At 41.3% G+C, this 17,083-nt stretch carries 17 protein-coding genes; 6 read left to right on the forward strand and 11 right to left on the reverse strand.

Annotated elements, in window-relative coordinates; all coding sequences use genetic code 11:
* Nucleotides 1-29 precede the first annotated feature (29 nt).
* The gene (locus METVE_RS0102855; protein ID WP_020166940.1) at nt 30-1,508 is read right to left on the reverse strand and encodes a leucyl aminopeptidase; all 1,479 of its coding nucleotides are present in this window, start codon (nt 1,506-1,508) and stop codon (nt 30-32) included.
* Nucleotides 1,509-1,764: 256 nt separating this feature from the next.
* Here METVE_RS0102855 and lptF point away from each other — a divergent pair, with 256 nt between their 5' ends.
* A complete protein-coding gene (gene lptF / locus METVE_RS0102860; protein WP_020166941.1) occupies nt 1,765-2,892 on the forward strand; it encodes an LPS export ABC transporter permease LptF in 1,128 nt (375 codons plus the stop codon).
* Nucleotides 2,893-2,904: 12 nt separating this feature from the next.
* A complete protein-coding gene (gene lptG, locus METVE_RS0102865) occupies nt 2,905-3,993 on the forward strand; it encodes an LPS export ABC transporter permease LptG (RefSeq protein ID WP_020166942.1) in 1,089 nt (362 codons plus the stop codon).
* Between the two features lie 20 nt (nt 3,994-4,013).
* On the opposite strand, the gene METVE_RS0102870 is transcribed toward lptG, so the two are convergent.
* The 4 genes from METVE_RS0102870 to METVE_RS0102885 form a co-directional block, all read right to left on the reverse strand.
* Nucleotides 4,014-4,424: an RDD family protein gene (locus tag METVE_RS0102870; RefSeq protein ID WP_232415366.1), complete on the reverse strand. Its 411-nt coding sequence runs from the start codon at nt 4,422-4,424 to the stop codon at nt 4,014-4,016.
* A gap of 193 nt (nt 4,425-4,617) precedes the next feature.
* Nucleotides 4,618-5,127, reverse strand: a complete 510-nt coding sequence (locus METVE_RS0102875; protein WP_020166944.1) for a DUF3106 domain-containing protein — start codon at nt 5,125-5,127, stop codon at nt 4,618-4,620.
* 122 nt (nt 5,128-5,249) lie between these two features.
* Nucleotides 5,250-5,672, reverse strand: coding sequence for a DUF3619 family protein (locus tag METVE_RS0102880; protein ID WP_020184170.1), 423 nt, complete (start codon nt 5,670-5,672; stop codon nt 5,250-5,252).
* The gene (locus METVE_RS0102885; RefSeq protein ID WP_020166946.1) at nt 5,669-6,259 is read right to left on the reverse strand and encodes an RNA polymerase sigma factor; all 591 of its coding nucleotides are present in this window, start codon (nt 6,257-6,259) and stop codon (nt 5,669-5,671) included. The genes METVE_RS0102880 and METVE_RS0102885 overlap by 4 nt, the downstream gene beginning before the upstream one ends.
* A gap of 175 nt (nt 6,260-6,434) precedes the next feature.
* Here METVE_RS0102885 and METVE_RS12780 point away from each other — a divergent pair, with 175 nt between their 5' ends.
* The 3 genes from METVE_RS12780 to METVE_RS0102900 are packed head-to-tail and all read left to right on the forward strand — an operon-like array spanning nt 6,435 to nt 9,821.
* On the forward strand, nt 6,435-6,686 hold the full coding sequence (locus METVE_RS12780; protein ID WP_026361981.1) for a PP0621 family protein: 252 nt from the start codon (nt 6,435-6,437) through the stop codon (nt 6,684-6,686).
* Between the two features lie 28 nt (nt 6,687-6,714).
* Entirely contained in the window at nt 6,715-8,394 is a 1,680-nt protein-coding gene (locus METVE_RS0102895; RefSeq protein ID WP_020166948.1) for a two-component system sensor histidine kinase NtrB, read from the forward strand.
* A gap of 5 nt (nt 8,395-8,399) precedes the next feature.
* Nucleotides 8,400-9,821 (forward strand): sigma-54-dependent transcriptional regulator, encoded by a 1,422-nt coding sequence (locus tag METVE_RS0102900; RefSeq protein WP_020166949.1) that lies wholly within the window; start codon nt 8,400-8,402, stop codon nt 9,819-9,821.
* Nucleotides 9,822-9,878: 57 nt separating this feature from the next.
* Here the strand turns inward: METVE_RS0102900 and METVE_RS0102905 are convergent, their stop codons facing one another.
* On the reverse strand, nt 9,879-10,880 hold the full coding sequence (locus tag METVE_RS0102905) for a sodium:calcium antiporter (RefSeq protein ID WP_020166950.1): 1,002 nt from the start codon (nt 10,878-10,880) through the stop codon (nt 9,879-9,881).
* A 66-nt stretch (nt 10,881-10,946) separates the two neighbouring features.
* Here METVE_RS0102905 and ampD point away from each other — a divergent pair, with 66 nt between their 5' ends.
* Nucleotides 10,947-11,519 carry a 1,6-anhydro-N-acetylmuramyl-L-alanine amidase AmpD gene (ampD, locus tag METVE_RS0102910; protein WP_020166951.1) on the forward strand — a complete coding sequence of 191 codons (573 nt, stop codon included), beginning with the start codon at nt 10,947-10,949 and terminating at the stop codon, nt 11,517-11,519.
* Between the two features lie 105 nt (nt 11,520-11,624).
* Here ampD and METVE_RS0102915 read toward each other — a convergent pair whose 3' ends face one another.
* The 5 genes from METVE_RS0102915 to METVE_RS0102935 form a co-directional block, all read right to left on the reverse strand.
* Complete coding sequence (locus METVE_RS0102915) at nt 11,625-12,158, reverse strand: GNAT family N-acetyltransferase (RefSeq protein ID WP_020166952.1); 534 nt, start codon at nt 12,156-12,158, stop codon at nt 11,625-11,627.
* Between the two features lie 203 nt (nt 12,159-12,361).
* Nucleotides 12,362-13,600, reverse strand: a complete 1,239-nt coding sequence (locus METVE_RS0102920) for a dicarboxylate/amino acid:cation symporter (RefSeq protein WP_020166953.1) — start codon at nt 13,598-13,600, stop codon at nt 12,362-12,364.
* Between the two features lie 6 nt (nt 13,601-13,606).
* On the reverse strand, nt 13,607-15,139 hold the full coding sequence (locus METVE_RS0102925; RefSeq protein WP_020166954.1) for an RsmB/NOP family class I SAM-dependent RNA methyltransferase: 1,533 nt from the start codon (nt 15,137-15,139) through the stop codon (nt 13,607-13,609).
* A gap of 62 nt (nt 15,140-15,201) precedes the next feature.
* Entirely contained in the window at nt 15,202-16,332 is a 1,131-nt protein-coding gene (locus tag METVE_RS0102930; protein WP_020166955.1) for a DUF3108 domain-containing protein, read from the reverse strand.
* Nucleotides 16,322-17,035, reverse strand: a complete 714-nt coding sequence (locus METVE_RS0102935) for a DUF3108 domain-containing protein (RefSeq protein WP_020166956.1) — start codon at nt 17,033-17,035, stop codon at nt 16,322-16,324. The genes METVE_RS0102930 and METVE_RS0102935 overlap by 11 nt, the downstream gene beginning before the upstream one ends.
* Nucleotides 17,036-17,083 lie beyond the last annotated feature (48 nt).

A 17,083-nucleotide genomic window follows, 5' to 3' on the forward strand; every position in this document is an offset into this window, starting at 1 on the left:
CTTCCAAAATATTCAGTTTAAGCAGCACTTTAACTAGCACGTTGAATTAAAAATGTAGTCAATAACGGCACTGGACGACCTGTACCGCCTTTTTCCTTACCACTTTTCCAAGCAGTGCCAGCAATATCCAAATGCGCCCAGTCGTATTTTTTAGCAAAGCGAGACAGGAAACAAGCCGCCGTGATACTGCCACCAGCACGCCCGCCAATATTTGCCATATCTGCAAAGTTACTGTCTAACTGACTTTGAAACTCTTCCCACAATGGCATATGCCATGCGCGATCATGCGCGGCATCGCCAGCCTCTAACAACTCTTTGGCTAAGGCATCTTTGTTACTAAATAAACCGCTTGGATGATGACCTAGCGCAATCACACACGCGCCAGTTAACGTGGCAATATCCACCACTGCACTTGGTTCAAAACGCTCGGCATAAGTCAACGCATCACATAGAATCAAGCGACCTTCAGCATCGGTATTTAATACCTCGATCGTTAAACCTGCCATGCTGGTTAAAATATCACCTGGTTTAATCGCGCCTGCATCTGGCATGTTTTCACAAGTTGGAATAATACCCACAACATTCAGTGGCAAATTCAGTTCGCCTATGGCTTTAAATGTGCCGAACACACTGGCAGCGCCACACATATCGTATTTCATTTCATCCATATCAGCGCCTGGTTTTAATGAAATACCGCCTGTATCAAACGTGATACCTTTACCAACTAACACCACTGGTTTTTGGCCTTTTTTGCCGTTTAAGTGTTGCAATACAATTAAACGCGGCGGCTCCACGCTGCCTTGGGCAACGCCTAAAAATGAACCCATTCCTAGCTTTTCAATTTCAGCTTGTTCTAACACTTCTACTTTAAAACCATATTGTTTGGCTAAACTTTTGGCTTGCTCACCCAAATAAGTCGGCGTGCAAATATTTGGCGGCAAATTACCTAAATTTTTGGCTAAAGTCACACCAACGCCAATAGAACGACCTTGTTTAACAGCAGCATCAGCAATAGTATTTTCAGATTTATCTACATGAATGGTGATTTCAGTTAATGTGCAGGCATCAGCTTTTTTCGCCTTAATCGCATTCACAATATAAGTTGCATCTAATGCCACCTCTACCAAATGCGCTACTTTGGCATGCGTGTCTGATTTTTTTATCGCGATTTCAGTTAAAAAGAAGCTGGCATTCGCCACGCCCTTTGGCGTCGCTTTAATCGCTGCACGTACTGCTTGGCGATAATGCTTTTCGGTAAACTCATCTTGCTTGCCTAAGCCGACCAATAACACGCGCGTGGCGGTGATATCAGTTAATTGATGCAACACTAATGTCGAATTCAACTTGCCTTCAAAATCACCATTTTTTAATACCTTGCTAATGGCTTTATTGGACGCTTTATCTAACTCTTTGGCAGCATCGGTTAGCTTATTGCCCTCAAAAACGCCTACAATAACGCAATCTGATTGTTGTTTTTCAGGATTTCCATTTTTTATGCTAAATTCCATTGCTTGTCCTTATAAGTAAATGCTTATAGATAAATGATCTTAATAAATTTAAGTGCTTTATAGATTGAGTGCTTTTAGTTTTAACTAAATAAGTTCTAGTTAGTTTTAATCAATTATCCAGCGTTTTGGGGCGAAATCAAAGCCTAAATTTGAACATTCATTTCGAACAACAGCTTTAAACAATGGTCTGTAAAAACAGTTCTCTAAAAAAACAGTACTTAAAAATTGGTTAAGTCCAATTTGGAACAATTTTAAATTGCGTATATTCAAAAAATCGTTATCACATGAATTGATCAGCACCGCCGGCGGGTTATTTTTAATTCTGATGGGCATCGTCATCGCGCAACGTGCAGGTGCTTTGGTGCGTAGTGCTGCAAAAGGCTGGATTCCAAATGACGCCATCACTACTTTGTTAGGTTTTAACATGGTTAAGTTCCTGCCCATGATTTTATCGCTGACGATTTTTTTAAGTGTGCTGATGACGTTAACACGCTGGCATCGTGATTCTGAAATGGCGGTCTGGTTTAGTTCTGGGCTTAGCGTGAGCAATTGGATACGGCCCATCTTAAATTTTGCAGCACCTGTTACTGTAGTGATTTTCTTGCTGAGTTTTTTTGTGATGCCTTGGGCTACACAAAAAGTGGAAGATTACCGTGTACAACTGAAAAGTCGCGATGAATTGGCTTCCATCAGCCCAGGTGTATTTAAAGAATCCAATGCTGGTGATCGTATTTATTTTATTGAAGGCTTCGATCAATTAGGTAACGTGGTCAAGAATATTTTCATTCAAACCACACAGCATCAAAAAACTGGCGTGGTTGTGTCGTCTACTGGGCATAGAGACAAAGTCAAAAATGGTGACAACTTTATCGTACTAGAAAAAGGTCGTCGTTATGAAGCCAAGCCCAATACGGCTGAAGTTTCAACCACTGAGTTTGACCGTTACGCTATCCGCATTGAAACTAAAGAAGTCGCGCGCGAACCTAATTCTACCAATGCACTTTCAACTGAACAGCTATTAAACAGCCAAACACCGGCAGGCCAAGCAGAATTACAATGGCGATTAGCGATTCCTATTTCTGCATTAATATTGGTTTTATTGGCGGTGCCATTAAGCTTTGTCGATCCACGCGCAGGTCGTTCACTTAACCTGATGTTTGCGTTACTTATTTATATTATCTACAACAATATTTTAAGTATTTTTCAAGCTTGGGTTACGCAAGGACGTTTAAACCCTTTAGTTGGATTATGGCCTGTACACGTTTTCTTTTTGCTATTAGCGTTTTACATGTACTATCGCCGCACTTATTTGTTACCGATTATTCCTAGTTTCTTTTCGCTTTTTTGGCCAGGCAATTGGTTAAAATCCAAACCTAAAACTTAACCATCAATTAGCATGAATATTTTTAATCGTTACTTTTGGCAAGAATGCTGCATTAGCATCTTGATGATCATGCTGGGTTTACTGGCATTGTTCTCATTCTTTGATCTGATTCAAGAACTGGACACGCTTGGGCGCGGCGATTACGGCATCAGCAAAATACTGGTGTTTGTGCTGTTAAGTATTCCTGGACATATATACGAAGTAGTACCTGTGGCAGTATTGGTTGGCATGATGTACAGCCTGGGCACTTTAGCCAGAAATTCCGAGCTGGTCGTCATGCGCGTAAGCGGTTTATCTGTTACAGATATCGGTTGGTTATTAATTAAAATCGGTTTTTTATTTACAGTTGTTACTTTTATTGTGGGCGAGTTAATCACGCCAATCAGCGAAAAAATGGCGCAACGCATGCGCATTCAAGCCACTGATTCTGTTGTTGCCCAAGACTTTAAAACTGGCTTGTGGGTAAAAGATGGCAGAAGTTTCGTTAACGTAGAGACTGTTCTGCCAGATGCAAGTCTAGTCAATATCCATATTTATGAATTCGATGAAAACTTCAGGTTGCGCAGCATTAGCAACGCTAAAAATGGTGCGTTTGAAAACGAACGCTGGCACTTATCTAAAGTAACACAAACAAAATTCAACACGTTTGAAAAAGTGCAATTCAATAACGTACAGACGCAATTTTTTAGTGAGGCTAACTGGAAATCACTGATTCGACCAGAGTTGCTGAATGTACTGTTAGTCGCGCCAGAAAAAATGTCTGCGTGGAATCTCTACTCATTTATCAATCACTTACAGACCAATAAACAAAAGACCACACGTTATCAAGTGGCTTTGTGGGCCAAGATGATTTACCCGCTAGCTTGTATGGTGATGGTGGTGCTGGCATTGCCGTTTGGTTTTTTGCAGCAACGTTCTGGTGGCGCTAGTACTAAAATCTTTATTGGCGTGTTGCTTGGCGTGGTGTATCAAATCATGAATCGCGTATTTATTCACTTAGGCGTTTTAAACGATTGGCCACCATTAATGAGCGCGATCATACCCACCATTTTATTTTTAATAGCGGGCTTAGGCATGCTATTTATTGTGGAACGACGTTGATAATGATCAGCTGATAACCGTTAGTTTTTATCCACAAAAATAAAGCGCGATTTCAATAATCTATCATGTAGATACAATTGGTTTTTATCAACAAAAATCCATATAAAACCTAGCCCGAATAGCAGCGCCGATAAACTAGCAAGCACATATCGAATAACGGATTCTTTTATACTAAGTGTCGCACCTGCTTGATTCACCAGCTTTATTTTCCAAGTTTGTGCTGCCAAAGTTTGCCCGCTTTTACTCCAGCACCAGACAAAATAGGCGCCTGTCACCAACCACAAAAAAAACTGCAATAAAAAGCGTTTATACGAATGAGTGGCATCGCCGAATATGGCTATAAATATTAAAGCCGCTATAAACCATAACGCAATTAATAGTAGCAACTCGTATACACAAGCGGCAAAAAATCGAAAGTAACTTATATTCATTACAGTTTTGATCATCGTATTTTAGTCATCTTCTTATTCATGGTTTCTTAATCGTCATTTTTAGCTTATTTGCCGATTAAGTTAACCATTATTTTCATATAAAAAAGCCCACTTTAATGGTTAAGTGGGCTTTTTTATCATACATCTAAACTTAATGTTTAAACTTGAGCTTTATTTAATCGAAATCAGGTCTTTAATCAAAGTCAGGATCGTAATCTAGCTCAGGCGATTCTTTGCGCAATTTTTCGCGATCCGCTTCAGATAGCTTTTGATAATCCGCCCACTTTTTGCGCACTTCATCTTGCTTCTCTGGACTTAATGCATAAAACTGTTGATAGCGCTTACGCGCATTTTCGCGCTCATAAGGCGTCATACGACTCCAACTATTTAAGCGCTTTTGCACACGTTGCTGTTTTTGCGCATCCATTTTTGGATAATCTTTAGCGATATCCAACATTTTTTCGCGCTGCCAAGGGCGCAAAGTATCCCATTCAGCGCCCAACGGTGATAACACTTTACGTTGATCATCCGATAATTGCGCCCAGGTTTTAGTGGATGCTTGACTAGTTGAACTATCATTCAGTGAAGATTTAATGCTACCAATATCGCCCATCGCCAAGTTTATCGGCTGATTGTGATTGATGGTTTCTTGCGCATTCAAATGGCTTGCAGCGAGTAATAGCAACAATAAAATTTTATTCATTACGGTCAGTTTCTTTTAAGAATTTTTTTAAGATATTTTTATCATTCTAATACGGCAAAAGCCTTAAATTTTATTAAGGCCATTTTTGTGATCAATTTTATAACGAATGTTTTATTGCCTCCTTAAAGCTTTGCGTGTGCAGTATTTAATGATGGCTCAAAAGCCGTATCAACAAATGCTTCTGGCGGCAATTCTGCACCCAATAAAAACGCATCGCCGTGCTCAATATTTTGACTAAAAGCTTGTGTTAATACAAACCCAGCGACAATTGCCGCCAATAACATGCCTGTGGTTGCAATGCGATGATGTTCCGCCCAATAAACCATGCCACTAATCGTGCCATCACGATTGATTGCACCCGTTTGTTGGATATGCGCTTTAACTGCTTGCTCACGCCCATTTTCCAGTTGTTTCAAAGTGCGTAGACTTAAATTTTTGGCATGACTGTTTAACAAATCAGCGATTTGTTTGCCCTGAATATCTTCTGCGGCATGATCAGCTAAATAACTGTCTGATTTGTCCTGATTCATGTTGTCTTCCATCATGATCCTGCTCCTAAATGTGCGATTGCGCGTGCGCCCAAGCCTTGTTTTTCCAGAATGGCGGCTAATGTGTGAACTGCACGAGAGCAATGTGTTTTAACACTGCCTTGTGAACAACCCATCGATTGGGCAGTTTCCGCAACGTCCATATCCTCCCAATAACGCAATATGAAGGCTTCTCGTTGACGTGCTGGTAATTTTTCAATGGCTTTTTCAATCACCTTCATGGTTTGACTGCGTTCAAGTTGCGTCATCGGATTTTCAGACTCATCTTCCACGTCAATCGTCTCTAACGGATCATGATCGTCTTCGCCATCTTGCCCTGCACCAAAGGAGGAAAGTAAGGTTGTCCATAAATTGCGTACCTTCTGCCGGCGCCAAAAATCACGCATGGTATTTTGCAAAATACGTTGAAACAACATGGGATATTCTGTGACAGGTTTATCGGCATATTTTTCGGCAAGCTTTAACATCGAATCTTGCACGATATCCAATGCGGCCTGCTCTTCGCGCACCGCGTATACGGTTTGCTTAAATGCGCGGCGCTCTACATCGCGCAAAAAATCTGATAATTCTTGAGAACTAGCCATGAGATGAGTGATTAAATTGTTACTATCAGTATAACAGTTTTAGGTTTTATGCTGACTTGGGTTTTAGCTTGATTTAGGCTTAGATTTAGATTCGAGCAGCCTTAATAAGCTTGTAACTGGCACGCTTTTGGTTACAATCCTTGTTGTTAAAACACATTTGTGATTTGGGAAAAATATGGCACGAATTCTACTGTTAATCTTATTAGTTTGGATACTTTACGCGGTAATTAAGCGCATCATTGCCAACTCCGAATTAAGAAATTCAGCTGCAAACAAATCTGATCATAATGAAAAATCGGCTGAACAGATCGTCCAATGTTCACAGTGTGGCCTGCATGTGCCCGAATCGGACAGCCATATCAAAAACAATCTTGTTACTTGCAATAATCCCGAATGCAATAATACAGAGCCCAATCGCAAACAATAAAATACCCAGAACATCTAGATAATAAAAAATGGTCATTGAGCTAATCTCCAATATTGACGCCACCATTACCGCTACTCGCTGGCGCAGTTTAAAGCTTTATAACGTCTATCGTCTGGTGATTGCATTGATGTTTTTAATCACGCAAAGCACGATGAGTGAAGGCCATCTTTTACAAATTGGCGAAAAATATTTATTTTCAAACTTGGTATTAGGCTACTTTATTTTTAGCTGTATATCTGCCATTTTAACTTCGCTGGAAAAACCCAATATCGATTTCAATCTGCCTGCTCAAATCATTATCGATATCATTTTTATTGTGTTGTTAATGCATGCACAGCAAGATGGCGTAAGCGGTGTGGGTTTATTGCTGATTGTCACTATTGCCAGCGCAAGTTTAATCAGCGAGGGCCGTCTGGCACTGTTTTACGCAGCGCTCGCCACGATTGGTATATTAATTGAGCAAACCTATCTGATGCTGATAATCGATAGAGAGATTCAAAGTTATACAGGTGCAGTGATGCTAAGCTTAAGTTGTTTTGCGACTGCATGGCTGGCGTATAGTTTGGCTAAGCGTGTTCAACAAAGTGAATTGCTGGCCTCACAACGCGGTTTAGATGTCAAAAATCTGGCGCAGATTAACGCATTAATCACACATGAAATGCATGATGGTGTATTAGTAGTCGATCAAAACTTTCAAATTAAACACCACAATATGCAAGCTAGAACCTTATTAGGCTTATATAGCAATACAGACAACAGCAATGCAGATAATTGGCAGGAAAATTCGTTAAAAGACGTTTCACCAGACATTAGTAAAATGCTGCAAAATTGGATGTCTGAAACAGAAAATACACTAGAAAATATCCTGCCGAATATGCAACCCAATATTCAAGCTAACATTTTAAAACTGAATGCTTTATCACGTGAGTTAAGACTGAGGTTTTTGCCTGTTAGTGATAATCGCCAACAAGGCGCGGTGATCTTTATTGAGGATTGGTCACAAATGCAAACACAAGCACACCAAGTTAAATTGGCCGCTCTTGGACGACTTACGGCCAATATTGCGCATGAGATTCGTAATCCGCTGAGCGCGATTAGCCACGCTAACCAACTGTTGCAGGAAGAGGATAACGACGCTGCAACGAAGCGTATGCTGCAAATCATTGGCGACAATGTTCAGCGTGTTGACCAAATTATAAAGGATGTATTAGAGCTAAATCGGCGTGATCGTACCAATCAAGAAATGATTCACCTTGGGAATTTTATTACCGATTTTTATACGCAATTTTGTGCGGTAGAAAAAATTCCGCCGCGATGTTTTAAATTAGAACTGAATGCGCTAGAAAAAATTCAAGATACTGTGATTTCTTTTGACCGTAGGCATTTAAACCAAATTTTGTGGAACCTGTGCAAAAATGGCTGGCGGCATTCGCAACAAAATGAAAACAGCTTAAAATTATTAGTATCGATAAAAATACAGACTGTGCAAATTGAAATTAACGATGATGGTAGTGGCATACCAGAAAACGTCCGCAGTCATTTGTTTGAACCGTTTTTTACCACAGAAAAATCCGGCACTGGTTTGGGGCTTTACATCGCGCGCGAACTGGCCGATGCGAATGGCGCAAAACTGCAACATAAAACGCCAACGAGTCTCGCAACATCCAATATTGGCACGCAATTTATCATTTACATCAAAAAGGCTTAAATTTAATGGCGCAATTTAACTGCTTAGTGGTAGATGATGAAACGGATATTCGTGAACTAGTGGTTTTAACGCTAGAGCGCATGGATATTAGAGCGGATAGCGCTAGCAACCTTGCCGAAGCCAAACAATTATTGGCCAGCCAAAGCTACAATTTATGTCTGACTGATATGCGCCTGCCAGACGGATTAGGGCTGGAATTAGTACAACATATCGCAGCCAATTATATTGGCTTGCCTGTTGCGGTGATTACCGCTTATGGTAGTGCCGAAAACGCCGTTTCTGCTTTAAAAGCGGGCGCTTTTGACTATTTAACCAAGCCCATTTCCCTGAAACAACTGCGCCCGTTAGTGGAATCTGCACTTAAACTATCCAGTTCGGACGTCAAACAAACGCAAAATACGGTTGATTTGATTGGCAAATCGCCTGCCATGGATTATGTGCGTACCATGATTGCAAAACTCGCGCGTAGCCAAGCACCTGTGTACATCAGCGGCGAATCTGGTAGCGGCAAAGAGTTAGCAGCAAGACTTATTCACAGCAATAGCTCCAGACGCGATAAATCTTTTGTCGCAGTTAACTGTGGCGCGATACCCGAAAACCTAATGGAAAGTGAGTTTTTCGGTTATAAAAAAGGCGCTTTTACAGGCGCAGTACAAGATACTTCTGGCTTATTTCAAGCAGCTAATGGCGGCACGCTTTTTTTAGATGAAGTCGCTGATTTGCCGCTAGCCATGCAAGTTAAATTATTACGCGCAATTCAGGAGAAAAAAGTGCGCACCGTTGGGGGCACTGCTGAAGAAAGTGTAGATGTGCGCATCATCAGCGCCACGCATAAAAACTTGAGCGATATGATGAGCAACGGCTTGTTCAGGCAAGATTTATATTACCGCTTAAATGTGATTCAGTTGAAAATGCCCGCTTTAAGAGATCGCCCAGAAGATATACCAGAGTTAACACAAAAATTATTGCAAAAACTCTGTGATTCACAAGCCATTACAATGCCGGCATTAGAAGAAAGTGCGGCTAAGCTAATTGGGAAATTGCATTTTGACGGCAATGTGCGCGAGCTAGAAAATATGCTAGAACGCGCATTGGCCTTATGTGATGGGCAGAAAATCTGCACCGATGATTTATTGATGGATCAAGAGTTTAAATTTAGAGCAGAAGACAAAATCACTTTTGATCTTAACAAAAGTGATTTAGGCAAAGGTGATTCAGGCAAAACGCTGGAATTAGGTTTATCAGAATATTTAGAAGATATTGAAAAGCGTGCGATTTTAAAAGCATTAGCTAAAGCTAATAATAATAAAACCGCAGCTGCTAAATTGTTGGGCGTTAGCTTTAGAACCTTAAGATATCGATTAGCCAAGTTGGGGCTGGCTAAAGATGACGATACGGATATGTCGGATGAAAGTCTGTACGATTAAGTAGTTGGTCAGGATTAATGAATGTCGTTATTCATTAATCCTTATTTATAAACAACTCTAACTAAGCGCAATCACCAAATAAGTCGCATACATTGCGCCGTTAACAAGCAAATGCCACACGCGGATACCACCTTTGTGTAGCAGATAACGCATCCAAAGCGCCGCAAGCAATGTGATTACAAGCCCCCAAACCACTTCTGGTCGCGGTTCCCAAGGCGTTAATGTAATACCGATTGCTGGTAACAATGTGCCTTGAAACACCATTGCACCGGTAATATTGCCGAATGCCAGCGTGTCTTTTCCTTTGCGAATCCATAAAATGCTGTTCACTTTTTCTGGCAATTCGGTTGCGATTGGAATAATCAGCAAAGATAACATTAACGCTGAAATACCCAGTATTTTTGATGCTTCATCGACGCCATTAATAAAGCCTTTTGCGCCTGCAACCAACAAAGCCAAACCGATGATAATCTGTAATGTGATGGTGAAAGTATTGGTTGGCAAGCCAATGCGGCCTAAAAACATCTCGCTGTGCGCTTGTGTGGCGTGGCCTTCTTCAACTAAACTTTTTGAGGCACGCAAAGTTTGCCACACATACACCACATAAATCAGCACCATCGCAAATCCCAAGCCATAGCGAATCAATTTATCGTCATGCGGCACATATAACGCCGCGGCGGCCAATATAAACGCAACGATAAAATAGTTAATATCGCGCGTTAAGCCTGTGCGCTCTGGGCGTAAATGCCCGCTTGCACCACGGCTTTTATACACGGAAAGCGCCATCAAACTAAGCGATAAAGTCGCTAACATTAAAGGCGCGCCTAAAATAGCGCCCACGCCGATTTCATGATTGGTCGCCATGCTAGATGTGCCTGCAAAAATCGCTAGTAACGGCACCATGGTTTCTGGCAACGCTGTACCAACTGCCGCAAATAGCGAGCCCGTCACACCTTCTGAAATGCCCAACTTTTCGCCCAAATGTTCAAGCGCGTTGGTAAACACTTCTGCCGCGATTAGAATAACAATCAGCATTGCAAATAACTGTAAGAAAACCATGCTTAAACATCTCTAAAAATTAGGTAAGATGGTATTTTATCGGATTAATCGTATTTAGCATCAATTATGGCTGAAATAAAAATCAACAAAAATGGTTTCGCAAACAGCGCCAAACAAATCGCTTCGCCCAATTTTGATAAGCGTGCTAATAGTGATGGCAACGTTGAAAATAGCGCTGATAATCTAATACCAGAAATCAGCATGATTGTTATCCACAATATCAGTCTGCCACCCAACCAATACGGCGGTAACGGCGTAGTTGAATTATTTACCAATACACTTAACCCAAATGAACATCCCTATTACGCCGAGATTTACACGCGCAAGGTGTCATCACATTTCTTCATTCGACGTGATGGCGAATTGATTCAATTTGTGTCTTGCTTGCAGCGCGCATGGCATGCAGGCGTATCAAACTGGCTTGGCCGTGAACGCTGTAATGATTTCTCAATCGGCATCGAATTGGAAGGCAGTGATTTTGAGGCATTTGAAGTGGCTCAATATACCGTGCTACAACAATTGATTGATGGCCTAAAAATAACCTATCCCATTCAGCATATTGTTGGTCATTCCGATATCGCACCAGGCAGAAAAACTGATCCAGGACCGTATTTTGACTGGCGTAAAATTAAAGTCTAAGTAACTGTTAATACAAAGCTGTCTTACCAAAAATTGATTATTATAATACAAGCTATAAAAGCACTAAGCTCAATTATATTGAGCTTAGTTTAAAACTGTTAAAACTTATCGATTAATCACTTTCGCCAAATACTCCAAATTCAAGCCCTCTACTTTGGGTTGCCAAAGTGCTGGTTCAATGGGAAAGTCTTTAAATTCACCAGTGCGCATAAATCCCAACCGTTCGTAAAAGGCGATGAGTTCGTTGCGGATGGAAATGACTGCCATGTGAAAGCCTGCAACGCGCCATTGTCTTAGCGTCATGGCTTCTGCCGCTTGAATGATTTCTACACCGTAGCCACGATTTTGCAAGGTTGGCTTGACGGCTATCATGCCGAAATGTGCGGTGCTTTTGCCTGCGATAATTTGTAGCTCACAGCAAATTGTGGCGACGATTTGATCGTTTAGCACACCGATTAATATAAATGCATCTTCGCGTTTAATTAGGTTACCGATTTCTGGCGTGGTGGTGCGCAAGCCATCTAATAAATCAGCTTCGGTTGTCCAACCTGCGCGACTGCTTTCGCCGCGATAAGCGGAGTTAACCAGCGCAGCGATTTCTTGCGCATCCACTAGTTCAGCTTTGTGAAAATGTAGCATAGTTAACTATCTCAATTGTTTAACATTTGGTTTGTTTAATTTAGAAAATTTGGATGCAATATTTTGAATATAAACAATATTATCAAAATAAGTTCTCAAGAAAGTACGTATTACAGGCACATGTGAATCATTATAAAACACACTATTGAATGAATTTTTTGCTGATTGTTTGATGGTTAAGTTAACACATTACCGCAACCAATTTAATTCGCTTTATCCACCAGTTTTTGCACCACTAAGCTGCCAATCATATCGCCTTCCACATTCACAGTTGTACGTATGGTATCTAGCAATCTATCTATTGGTAACAAAATCGCAATCGCTTCTACTGGCAAACCCACGCTTTGCAACACCATTATCATGGTAACCATGCCTGCGCTTGGTATACCTGGCGCGCCTATTGCGGCTATCATTGCAGTAAAAAATATGATTAACTGTTGCGTTAAATTGAGCTCTACGCCAACTAGATTGGCAATAAATAAAGCCGCGGCGGCTTCATATAAAGCCGTGCCATCCATGTTCACAGTAGCGCCTAACGGCACTACAAAACCGGCGATTTCTGGCTTAACGTGTAAATGTTGCGTGGTGCAGCGCATGGTGACGGGCAAAGTAGCGGAGCTTGAGCTGGTGGCAAATGCGGTAATGAGCGACTCACGCGCGCCGCGCCAAAACCATAATGGCGTTTTGCCAGTAATCAAATATAAAAGTAGCGGCAAAATCACTACGCCGTGCAGCAAAGTGATGCCAATTACCATGGTCATAAATTTCGCCATAATGCCCAACATGGCTGTATCTTGCGTGGCGACAAGCTTGACTAACAACGCGGCGATACCGAAAGGCGCTAACACCATAACCCAGCTCACCATGCGCATGGTGAGCTCTAAACCTTCTTGCAAAAGCGCTAAGATATTTTTATAACGATCACCGCCTACCACTAAAGCAACGCCTAAAATCAATGCAAACATCACGACTGCCAACACTTGACCATTTGCCATAGCAGTAAAAGGATTGACAAATAAACCATGCAGAAACTGTGCAAAAAACTCAGGCAAAGGCAGTTGCTGCGCTTTGAAGTTTTGCATGGCATCTGCAAAAAGAGAGATCTCTAAACCCGCACCAGGTTTAAAATAGTTGCTGGCGGCTAAACCAAGCGTAATGGCGATTGATGTGGTGAGCGCAAAAAACAGCAGCGTTGTTATCCAAACACTGTGTATTTTTTGGTGTTGCCGCAAGTTTGCGATGCCCACCGCAATGCTACAAAACACCAGTGGAATCAAAATCATCTTGAGTAAATCGATAAACAAAGTACCGATTAAACCAGAAGCATAAAGCCCCGCTTGCACAAGCTGATGATTCGCACCAAGCTGATGAAAATATAAGCCGGTTAAAACGCCAACCACTGCACCAATTAAAATCTGCGTATTTAAACTGGGCATTTTCATGTGAATTTACACTTTATCTGCTTTTGAATCTAGAGTTGGTTTGGCAGTTTTTGTCGTTTTGGGCTCGGTAGTTTTTGCACTTTTAGTTGCGGTCTTTTTTGTAGTTGCGGACTTTTTCGCCACCACTTTTTTCTTAGGCGCGGGTTCTGCTTCGGGTGTAATCTCAGCTTCTGCCTCATCCGAAACGGCGGCTTTAATACTTTCAATCAGTTCAGCCGCTTCTTGCACGATTTCTTCTGAGATTTTGACTGAATCATCCGTTGGATTGATTTTCTCGAACACCGCGGCAAAAAAACCATCGGTACCATGTAAATGCGGCAATAATTTTAAATAATGCCCAGTATCCAGTTTAATTTGCTGATGACTTAACACTTCATTTGCAGGAATTAATTTGAAATCTGCATTTGCGGCTAAAAACGCTTCTGCGATTGCTTCATTTTCATCACTTAACAAGCTGCAAGTGGCATAAATCAGGCGTCCGCCCACTTTTGTTAACTTGGCTGCGCGCGCTAAAATATTGGTTTGCTTAATATTAAGCTCTGCAATATCAGATTCTTCAAAACGCCATTTTAAATCAGGATTACGGCGCAAAGTGCCAAAACCGCTACAAGGCGCATCGACCAAAACACGGTCAAATTTACCGTTTAAGCGTTTCAATTTTGGGTCAGTTTCGCTAGAAATAACTTGCGCATGCAAATTAGACAAGCCAGAACGTTTCAATCGTTTACCTAAATTAAGTAAGCGTTTTTCAGAAATATCAAAGGCATATAATCTGCCTGTATTTTTCATTAATGCGCCAATCGCCAGCGTTTTTCCGCCTGCGCCAGCACAAAAATCGGCCACCATTTGGCCGCGTTTTGGCGCGACTAAATATGCCAATAATTGACTACCTTCGTCTTGTACTTCAATTTTTCCAGCTTCAAATAATACGTGTCGGCTAATATTCAACCGTGCGCCCATGCGGATGCCAGTGGGTGAGTACGGCGTAATTTCAATGGTGTTATCTTTAATGGTATTTTCGGACAGCATGCGCGCCAACACTTCTTCGCGGTTGCCTTTAATGGTGTTCACACGCAAATCTAACGCCGCTTGATCAAACATACTACGGCAAATGGTTAACGCTTCCGTTTCGCCATATTGCACCACCAGCTTATTCCACAGCCAATCACGCACGTCCGCTTGCACGGCTAATGGCAAATCTTGAGTAGATTTTGCCTTAATCGCATGCGCCCACTCGGTTTGTTGCTCGTTTAAAATAAATTCCAGCTCGCGAATACTTTTACCTTGCACACGCAATAACCACGCTAAAATCAGTTTACGGCCATCATCTGGATCATTTTCGTCATTCGCCGTCACCGCACTTAAATAGCGCAGTCGACGCAAAACGCCATAAACACTTTCCGCCACAAAAGCGCGATCTTTAGTGCCTAGGTCGCGATTATTACGAAAAAACTCGCCTAATTTGGCATCGGCTGGACTGTTAAAATCCAACAGATTAGTGAGTAACATAGCTGCTTGGCGCAGTAGATTTGGTGTCATGGTTTAGCTTAATTAAACAAATATTGGTTAAGATTGGTGTGGCTATATTACAAATATGAATACTAGTTTAGTACAACTGGGCGCGCAGTATTAATACGTGTGGCGACCAGCTCATATATCTTGCCATTTTTTTCAGTTTTGCGAATTTTTACCGGCACATATTGGTAATCAAGTGCTAGCCATAACTCAGTTTTTTCATCGCTATCGTCACCCGCATGAAAAATATGCAGCGTTTTAATTTCGCCCATCGGAATACTAATACTCTCTTCGCCATCAAAACTATAGTCATAGTTGGCGAGTTTTTTGCCAGTAGCGATACTAATTTGCATACGTTCTAACGGCGCCACATACATAAATTGATACATAAAACTGAGTAAATCTTGCGTTCCATCCGCAATTTCTGCGGTTTTTGTGCCTTTAGCGGTGATTAAGCTCACCATTTTACTAGCCCAATCAAATTTTGCTGAATAAGTTTTATCCGTTTTGTCACCATATCGGTACAAGTAAGTATTAGGCTGCAAACCATTCTTAGTAAGTATGCCATCGCTAGTTTGCAACAAATCAGAAATAATTAGTGCCGCGAAGCCTCGCGGCTTAATCACGCTTTTAAGCGCATATTGCTGATTATCGATTAGATTATAAGTAATCTTAGCCGAGCCTTCAGCTGCACCATCTATTTTAGTTCTTACATCAAAATCTGTTTCCACGTATTGATACGCGTTTTCGTTTGTCACCAAACCAGCATCAACTGGTTGCGATTCAGCTTGCTGTTCTGATTGTACTGATTGGCTATTTTCAGCTTGCAGTGCTTCTTCAACTGGCACTGGGCTTATCACCGGCTCTAGCGCTACTGAGCTTAAAACTTCAGGCGCCACATCCGTTTTTTGCGGTTTTATATCAGATACTGGCTCTTCAATCGCCTCTGGCACCGGCTTTGGCGTCTGCTCTTGCGGCAAAGGAACAATGGGCTTCGGTAGTGCATTTACTACAACTTCTTTAGTTGCCTCTTGTTGAATAAGCACTTTAGGCATTTGTAATCTCGCCTCAATAACATGCATTTCTTTTTTTAGACTGGGTATATGCACATTAAGACCACCAACTAAAAACGCATGCAAAACCACAGAAACAACGATTGCCAGCGCTAGTCTTTTAGTGCTCTGGTTTTTTACAATATCTACAACATTATTCCACATGTATTTTGGTTAATATTTGCTCAAAATTGGCACCGTCTTCATCGATCAAGTTATATTGCACAGGCAAATAATATTTATCTTCAGCTAGCCAAAGCTCTTTTTTATCATCCCCAGCCACTGGCGTATTGGCAATATTCAAAGTTTTAAAATCTGTGCCTGCCGCGTTTAACTTTAAGCCGCGCGCAATAATTTTATATTGATATTGCTTTAGCTTTTTACCCGTTGTTAATGTCACATTGATGCTATTTTGGCCAACACGCGCTTTAGTTGGCTGCGCAAACATAAATTGGTAGGCATAGCTCAATAAATCTTGTGTGCCCTTTTCTAAAGCTTGCGTTCTCACTTCACCTTTCACCTGCATGTTGAGCATATTTTTTGCCCAATCAAAATCGTTAATTAAGGATTTTTTATTGTTATCCCCTTGATGCGATTCAAAATGTTTTGGTTTTAAACCATCTTTTGTCACGCTGCCGTTGCTTGATAATTTGCGTTCACCCAACAACGCATAAACGCCAACGCCTTTTGTCACTGATTCGATTTTATATTGGTCGCCAACTTGACTATAGTTTTCGACCACTTTGGCAAATAATTTGCCGTCGCGCTTTAAGTCATATTCCAGCTGAATACTTTTAGGTGCCGCTTGTGCGATAGCACCGTAAAGCGCTAAGCAGAAAAAAATAATCCATTGATTTTGCTTAAACATATTATTTTTCCAAGTTGTGAATGAAGCTACTCAACGCACCACATCACT

This window comes from Methylotenera versatilis 79 (assembly GCF_000384375.1).
GTDB classification, from domain to species: domain Bacteria; phylum Pseudomonadota; class Gammaproteobacteria; order Burkholderiales; family Methylophilaceae; genus Methylotenera_A; species Methylotenera_A versatilis_B.

Bases quoted from the DNA above. Each gene is read 5' to 3' on its own strand.
- METVE_RS0102855 (WP_020166940.1), bottom strand. From the start codon at position 1,508: ATGGAATTTAGCATAAAAAATGGAAATCCTGAAAAACAACAATCAGAT.
- lptG (WP_020166942.1), top strand. From the start codon at position 2,905: ATGAATATTTTTAATCGTTACTTTTGGCAAGAATGCTGCATTAGCATC.
- METVE_RS0102870 (WP_232415366.1), bottom strand. From the start codon at position 4,424: ATGAATATAAGTTACTTTCGATTTTTTGCCGCTTGTGTATACGAGTTG.
- METVE_RS0102875 (WP_020166944.1), bottom strand. From the start codon at position 5,127: ATGAATAAAATTTTATTGTTGCTATTACTCGCTGCAAGCCATTTGAAT.
- METVE_RS0102880 (WP_020184170.1), bottom strand. From the start codon at position 5,672: ATGATGGAAGACAACATGAATCAGGACAAATCAGACAGTTATTTAGCT.
- METVE_RS0102885 (WP_020166946.1), bottom strand. From the start codon at position 6,259: ATGGCTAGTTCTCAAGAATTATCAGATTTTTTGCGCGATGTAGAGCGC.
- METVE_RS12780 (WP_026361981.1), top strand. From the start codon at position 6,435: ATGGCACGAATTCTACTGTTAATCTTATTAGTTTGGATACTTTACGCG.
- METVE_RS0102895 (WP_020166948.1), top strand. From the start codon at position 6,715: ATGGTCATTGAGCTAATCTCCAATATTGACGCCACCATTACCGCTACT.
- METVE_RS0102900 (WP_020166949.1), top strand. From the start codon at position 8,400: ATGGCGCAATTTAACTGCTTAGTGGTAGATGATGAAACGGATATTCGT.
- METVE_RS0102905 (WP_020166950.1), bottom strand. From the start codon at position 10,880: ATGGTTTTCTTACAGTTATTTGCAATGCTGATTGTTATTCTAATCGCG.
- ampD (WP_020166951.1), top strand. From the start codon at position 10,947: ATGGCTGAAATAAAAATCAACAAAAATGGTTTCGCAAACAGCGCCAAA.
- METVE_RS0102915 (WP_020166952.1), bottom strand. From the start codon at position 12,158: ATGCTACATTTTCACAAAGCTGAACTAGTGGATGCGCAAGAAATCGCT.
- METVE_RS0102920 (WP_020166953.1), bottom strand. From the start codon at position 13,600: ATGAAAATGCCCAGTTTAAATACGCAGATTTTAATTGGTGCAGTGGTT.
- METVE_RS0102925 (WP_020166954.1), bottom strand. From the start codon at position 15,139: ATGACACCAAATCTACTGCGCCAAGCAGCTATGTTACTCACTAATCTG.
- METVE_RS0102930 (WP_020166955.1), bottom strand. From the start codon at position 16,332: ATGTGGAATAATGTTGTAGATATTGTAAAAAACCAGAGCACTAAAAGA.
- METVE_RS0102935 (WP_020166956.1), bottom strand. From the start codon at position 17,035: ATGTTTAAGCAAAATCAATGGATTATTTTTTTCTGCTTAGCGCTTTAC.